General features: G+C 66.8%; 7 protein-coding genes. 6 read left to right on the top strand and 1 reads right to left on the bottom strand.

The features are described 5' to 3' along the window. Nucleotides 1-665 precede the first annotated feature (665 nt). From rpmH to rsmG, 6 genes are all read left to right on the top strand, one after another. Nucleotides 666-809, top strand: a complete 144-nt coding sequence (gene rpmH, locus O3I_RS42265; RefSeq protein ID WP_005516618.1) for a 50S ribosomal protein L34 — start codon at nt 666-668, stop codon at nt 807-809. A 21-nt stretch (nt 810-830) separates the two neighbouring features. Then, nucleotides 831-1,232 carry a ribonuclease P protein component gene (gene rnpA, locus O3I_RS42260; RefSeq protein WP_041563223.1) on the top strand — a complete coding sequence of 134 codons (402 nt, stop codon included), beginning with the start codon at nt 831-833 and terminating at the stop codon, nt 1,230-1,232. Next, entirely contained in the window at nt 1,229-1,627 is a 399-nt protein-coding gene (yidD, locus tag O3I_RS42255) for a membrane protein insertion efficiency factor YidD (protein ID WP_014989222.1), read from the top strand. Before rnpA ends, yidD begins: the two co-directional genes overlap by 4 nt. Nucleotides 1,628-1,631: 4 nt before the next feature. Continuing rightward, the gene (yidC, locus tag O3I_RS42250; RefSeq protein ID WP_014989221.1) at nt 1,632-2,717 is read left to right on the top strand and encodes a membrane protein insertase YidC; all 1,086 of its coding nucleotides are present in this window, start codon (nt 1,632-1,634) and stop codon (nt 2,715-2,717) included. Nucleotides 2,718-2,868: 151 nt separating this feature from the next. Then, a complete protein-coding gene (locus O3I_RS42245) occupies nt 2,869-3,375 on the top strand; it encodes a protein jag (RefSeq protein ID WP_086006256.1) in 507 nt (168 codons plus the stop codon). Nucleotides 3,376-3,529: 154 nt separating this feature from the next. Next, on the top strand, nt 3,530-4,303 hold the full coding sequence (gene rsmG / locus O3I_RS42240) for a 16S rRNA (guanine(527)-N(7))-methyltransferase RsmG (protein ID WP_081594262.1): 774 nt from the start codon (nt 3,530-3,532) through the stop codon (nt 4,301-4,303). A gap of 173 nt (nt 4,304-4,476) precedes the next feature. Here rsmG and O3I_RS42235 read toward each other — a convergent pair whose 3' ends face one another. Then, the gene (locus tag O3I_RS42235) at nt 4,477-5,598 is read right to left on the bottom strand and encodes an FAD-dependent oxidoreductase (RefSeq protein ID WP_014989218.1); all 1,122 of its coding nucleotides are present in this window, start codon (nt 5,596-5,598) and stop codon (nt 4,477-4,479) included. Nucleotides 5,599-6,000 lie beyond the last annotated feature (402 nt).

The raw sequence follows: 6,000 nt of genomic DNA, 5'->3' as shown, positions 1-6,000 counted from the left end.
GCAGTTTCCTCCCCGGAAGTAGGTCGATAGGAGCAGACGGCCGGGGCACGCGGGGAGGTGATGGCGACGACCATGCTCGGGTCGGTACCGTGATCCTGCGTACGTCCGTAACCGGTTCGGACGCTGCCCAGATCCCCATTCCGGGCGGCGGCGTGGCACCGTCGGCCCTACGAATATGCCACTCCAGGGGTCTTTCCACACAATTATCCACAGATGTGGAGAACCCTGGGGAGTTGTGAAATGCGCTTGCGCGGCCGCTCGATAAGGCGTTGACCAGCGGTTCTGTAGCTAACGATGAGCAACATAGCTGGTGGCCGGGCTCGGGCGTGGCTAGGGGTGTGGACGAACTCACGGTGATACTCACAGGCCTGGGCAGTGATGTGCACAGCGCCCGATCCCGGTCGTGCGGGGTTTGTGCTGGTCGAGTGGACGGCCGTGCGGGGTGGGCCGAGTTTGACCCGTCCGGAGCCGATCAGTACCCTCGTACAGTCACCCTTTGGTGCGGTGGCGGTCTTGTGCTGACCGCGGGTAGGTCGATATCGACCGACTGTGCGCCAAGACCGACGCGCCGATGATGACCAGACCTGTGATTCATCGCGAATACCTGTATCACCGAAAAAGCTTCGGGTACCGACTGGTGCCCACTGACTCGAGGAGTGTTGACCGTGGCCAAGGGCAAGCGGACGTTCCAGCCGAACAACCGTCGTCGGGCGCGCGTCCACGGCTTCCGTCTCCGGATGCGCACCCGTGCCGGTCGCGCCATCGTTTCGGCGCGCCGCCGCAAGGGCCGCGCCGAACTCACTGCCTGATCCTCGCTCGCGGACGCTCGGGTGTTGCCTGAGCCGTATCGGTTGCATCATCGTGCCGACTTCTCCCGGACGGTGCGCCGCGGCCAGCGAATCGGGAGGCGCGATCTGGTCGTGCATGTCCATACCCACGGGTATGACGGAGTGGTGGACATGAACGAGCGGCATGGTGATCCGGACGGAGCGTCGATCCGCGTCGGTGGACCACGCTTCGGGTTGATCGTCAGCAAGGCGGTGGGCAACGCGGTGATTCGACACCGCGTCGCCCGCCGCCTGCGTCATATGTGCCACCAGATGATCTCGGAGTTGCCCAGCGACACCGACGTCGTCATTCGCGCCCTGCCCGGCGCGGCGAATGCTTCCTCGGCGGAACTGCTGCGCCAGATGCGCGCCGCGCTGCGCAAACTCGGGGTCGGCACGGTATGAGCCGCACCGCCACGATCGGCCGGCTACCGGCGAACGCGCTGATCTTCCTGATCGAGTTGTATCGGACCTACGTCTCCCCCACCCGCATGCCGGTGTGCCGTTTCACCCCGACCTGCAGCGAGTACGCGGTCACCGCGTTACGGACGCGCGGGCTGTTCATCGGCCTCGGATTGGCGGCCGTGCGACTGGCCAAATGTGCGCCCTGGCACCCTGGTGGGTGGGACCCGGTTCCGGAGCGGAAGCGAAGCACCGTTCGCACCGCACCAGGAACCGAGGCAGCCACCGATCCGGCGTCGCAGGAAACCGACCTGCAGACCGGCCCGGTGTCGGAGCCGAACGCTTGGAAAGGATCACCGCGCGCGGTGATCGGCGATACGAACGACGGGAGTGCATAGAGCCGTGCTCGACTTCATTTATTATCCGGTGTCCTGGATCTTGTGGTTCTGGCATCGGGTTTTCGCGTTGGTGCCCGGTCTCGGTAAAGACAGCGGCATCGCCTGGGCACTGGCCGTCGTGTTCCTCGTGTTCACGCTGCGTGTGCTGCTCTACAAGCCGTTCGTGAAGCAGGTCCGCACCACCAAACAGATGCAGGAACTGCAGCCGCAGATCAAAGAGCTGCAGAAGAAGTACAAGAACGACCGCCAGAAGATGGCCGTCGAGATGCAGAAGCTGCAGAAGGACCACGGCTTCAACCCGCTGATGGGCTGCCTGCCGATCCTGGCCCAGGTGCCGGTGTTCCTCGGCCTGTTCCACGTGCTGCGCTCGTTCAACCGCACCGGTCACGGCTTCGGCCAGCTGGGCATGTCGATCGCGGAGAACGCGAACACGCCGAACTACGTCTTCAACGCCGCCGATGTGCAGTCGTTCCTGAGCGCCCGTATCTTCGGCGCGCCGATCTCGGCCTTCATCACCATCCCGAACACCGAGCTGCAGGCCTTCGCCATCCACGGACTCGGCCTGCCGAGCAAGCTGAACATCGCGCTCGTCGCCATCCCCTTGATGATAATCGCCGGTCTCGCAACGCATTTCAACGCGCGTGCGTCGGTCGCCCGGCAGACGCCGGAGGCGGCCGCGAACCCGCAGGCCGCGATGATGAACAAGCTCGCGCTCTGGGTCTTCCCGCTCGGCGTGCTCGTCGGTGGCCCGTTCCTGCCGATCGCCATCCTCCTTTACTGGGTCTCCAACAACATCTGGACCTACGGGCAGCAGCACCTCGTCTTCGGCCGCATGGAGAAGGAAGAGGAAGAGAAGAAGCTGGCCAAGCTGGAACAGCGGGCGCAGAACGCGCCCAAGCCGGGGGCCAAGCCGGTCAACGTGAAGAAGAAGCCGGGTCCCGGGTCGGACTCCGTCGAGGACGCTGTCGAGGGTGCGCCGTCGACCAATGGCACCGCGAAGACCCCCAGCAAGGCTGCGGGCCAGCGCCGGCCGGGCGGTCAGAAGCGCCCGGGCAACCGCGGCCGGGCGAACCAGAAGCGCAGACGCTGATCACACTTCGGTGGCCCGGCGGCCACCACGCTGAGCAACCCTTTGATCGCGCACCGTCCGGCGGCGAGCGCCCGGCGAGCGTGATGAGCAGATGAAGGAAACCCAAATGACAGTTGAGACCGACGGAGGGGACGCCACAGTGGCGACGACGATGGTGAACGCCGGAACGGACGCCGACGATGTCGTGAACGACGCGGAGGAAGCCCTCATCGAAGAGGGCGAGATCGCGGGCGACTACCTCGAGCAGTTGCTCGACGTGCTCGACTTCGACGGGGACATCGACCTCGACGTCGAGGGTGACCGCGCCATCGTCAGCATCGATGGCGGCCGCGATCTGTCGAAGCTGGTCGGTCGCAACGGTGAAGTGCTGGACGCGCTCCAGGAGCTGACCCGGCTCGCCGTGCAGCAGGCGACCGGCGTGCGCAGCCGGCTCATGCTGGACGTGGCCGGCTGGCGTGCCAAGCGTCGGGAAGACCTCAGCGCGCTCGGCACCGCCGCCGCGCAGCGCGTGCTGGAATCGGGTGCGCCGGAGTCGCTCGCACCGATGACCCCGTTCGAGCGCAAGATCGTGCACGACGCGGTGGCGGCGATCGACGGCGTCGAGAGCGAGAGCGAAGGCGTCGAGCCGAACCGGCACGTGGTCGTCGTTCCGTCCTGAGTGAAGTCCGCCCCGCTAGGCGGATACCGTTAGGGGACGGCGCATTTCGTCACTCTGACGGTGGTGGTTGGATGGGGCCTCTGGTCTTCGGATCGGGGGCCTTGTTCGTGTCCGGTCCCTGTTTGTCTCCCTGATCGACCTCGAGTTCGGAAGGATGTTTCACGTGGAACGAGATCTCGGTGGAACCACCGCGTTGCCTGCCGAACTGGAACCACCCGCGGCCGCCGCGGTCGTGTTCGGCGAGCGACTCGATCTCGCCCGGCAGTATTGCGCGGCACTCGCTACCGCGGGCGTGGAGCGCGGCCTGATCGGTCCGCGCGAGGTGCCCCGCCTCTGGGATCGGCACATCCTCAACTGCGCGGTGATCGGTGAACTGATCGCCGAAGGCGCGTCCGTGGTGGATATCGGCAGCGGTGCCGGACTGCCCGGCATCCCGCTCGCGATCGCGCGCCCCGACCTGCGCATCACCCTGGTCGAACCGCTGCTGCGGCGCACCATCTTCCTCAGCGAATTCATCGACGCGGCCGGACTGGACGTCACCGTCGTCCGCGGCCGAGCCGAACAGTCCGGCGTCATGAAAGAAGCCGGCGGCGCCGACGTCGTCACGTCCCGTGCTGTCGCCCCGCTCGCCAAACTCACCCAGTGGTCGTTCCCGCTGCTTCGCGACCACGGCCACATGCTCGCCCTCAAAGGCGTCAGCGCCGCCGAAGAACTCGAGCGCGACGCCGCGGCCCTGGACCGCATCGGCGCCGGCAACACCCAGGTCCTCGCCTGCGGAGCCGGGCTCGTCGCCACCCCCACCCTCGTCATCAGTGCCGAACGCCTCCCTCGCGCCGAACGCCGCAGCGAACATGCCGCCGCCCGGAAAGAAGCGCGGGCGGCGAAGCGGGCGGACGGGGTGCGCGGGCGCACGCGTAAGGGGAAGTAGGGCGGTCGCCGAATCGGCTAGTTGCCGCTCGGCGGGTTGGGTTCGTCGGCGACGCGGCAAGTGGTCAGGGCGTGGACACGCACAGGGGGTCGTGCATGGCCTGACCCCTCTGTTGCCCGGGTTACCGTATCGCCGATGCAGCGGAGCATCGTCTGCGAAACGTCACGTGACCGTCACCGGTGGTCGAACAGCTTGACCACGCTCTGCGGTGCTTCCTGGCCGAAGAAGGTCTCCAGGTTCTGCGCCGAGCGGTCGGCGGCGTCGGCACTACGCGGGAACAGCCGGTCTTCGTAAGCCTCGAGCGCGACCTCGGTGTCGAGTTGCGCAACCAGCTCGGCCGCCAGGTCCGCGCCGTCGAACATGGCGAGGTTCGCGCCCACGCCGGCGAACGGCGACATCAGATGTGCGGCGTCGCCGATGAGCGTCACCCCGGGCACCCTCTTCCAGTCGAGCCCGACCGGGAGTGCGTAGATGGGTCGAAGCCAGGGTTGCGCGTCGCTCTCCGTCACGAACGCGGTGAGCAGTGGCGACCAACCATCGAACTCGTCGGCCACTCGACGGAGACCGACGGACGCGTCACCGAAGTCGATCGACTTCACCCACTCCTCGGGCTTGTTCAGCGCCACGTAGCCGCGCACCTGTCCGTCGGCATAGCGGTGGGCGATGATGCCTTGGCCCGGCGCGACCGCCATCAGAGTGCCGCTGCCGATCGCGGCCACGCTCTCCCGGCAGCGCTCGTTGTCTGCGGCGAGGGCGATCTCGATGAAACAGATTCCGCTGTAGCGCGGCTCCTCGGAAGTGAGCAGCGGGCGCACCTTCGACCAGGCACCGTCCGCGCCGACGACGATATCGGCACGCGCGGTGGAACCGGTCGCGAAGGTGAGGTCGTATCCGCCTGCTGGAGACTGCCGGACCGAGTCGAGCTTGTGGCCCCACTTGATCGTCCCGGGCGTCAGCGAGTCGATGAACAGTTGCCGGAGTTCGCCACGGTCCACCTCCGGCTGAGCGGTACCGGGATCCGCCGGCTTGTCGAACAGCATCGTGCCGTGCAGGTCGACCACGCGCTTGGCGTCCTCCCCCGGCCGGACCAGAGTGCGGAACTCGTCGTACAGACCGGCGGCCCGAAGCGCCACCTGTCCGGTGTCCTCGTGAATGTCGAGCAGGCCGCCTTGCGCACGACTCTGCGCCGAAGCTTCCCCCTCATAGATCGTCGCGTCGACGCCGTGCGCCTGCAGCACCCGCGCGAGCGTCAGCCCGCCCAACCCTGCTCCGATAATGGCGATGGACTTCCGCATACTGCGCTCCTCCGTTGCGCCGACCCGCGTCGGCGATGGTCAGTGCTGGAACGGACAGGACGTCCGGCCTCAGCAGGGAGACGCTCAACGATCAGAACTCACTGAATCGATGTATGCGCGATGCGCGGCGAAGAACCCGCGGCACATCGTTTTTCGCGACCTTGCCACTATAGCTCGGCATCCGACTCGCGGCCGTCGCGCTGCGACGCACCTCACCCCCGAGGTCTATTTCTGTCGCGCGGACCGCGGCTGCCGGCTCGTACTGTGAGGTACCTTGCCCTCGGGTTCATCGGTGTCGCGCGGCAGCGGTTGCATGCTCGCGCTGCGACGCACCTCGCCTGCCGACGTCGGAGCGCCCGTCGAGGTCGCGTACGGACAACCCCACCCGTTCGTCCCGGATTG

The sequence above is a fragment of the Nocardia brasiliensis ATCC 700358 genome, from assembly GCF_000250675.2.
In the GTDB taxonomy this organism is placed as follows: domain Bacteria; phylum Actinomycetota; class Actinomycetes; order Mycobacteriales; family Mycobacteriaceae; genus Nocardia; species Nocardia brasiliensis_B.
This window is presented reverse-complemented; position numbering and strand designations above follow the sequence as displayed.

Bases quoted from the DNA above. Each gene is read 5' to 3' on its own strand.
- yidD (WP_014989222.1), top strand. From the start codon at position 1,229: ATGAGCCGCACCGCCACGATCGGCCGGCTACCGGCGAACGCGCTGATC.
- O3I_RS42245 (WP_086006256.1), top strand. From the start codon at position 2,869: ATGGTGAACGCCGGAACGGACGCCGACGATGTCGTGAACGACGCGGAG.
- rsmG (WP_081594262.1), top strand. From the start codon at position 3,530: ATGTTTCACGTGGAACGAGATCTCGGTGGAACCACCGCGTTGCCTGCC.
- O3I_RS42235 (WP_014989218.1), bottom strand. From the start codon at position 5,598: ATGCGGAAGTCCATCGCCATTATCGGAGCAGGGTTGGGCGGGCTGACG.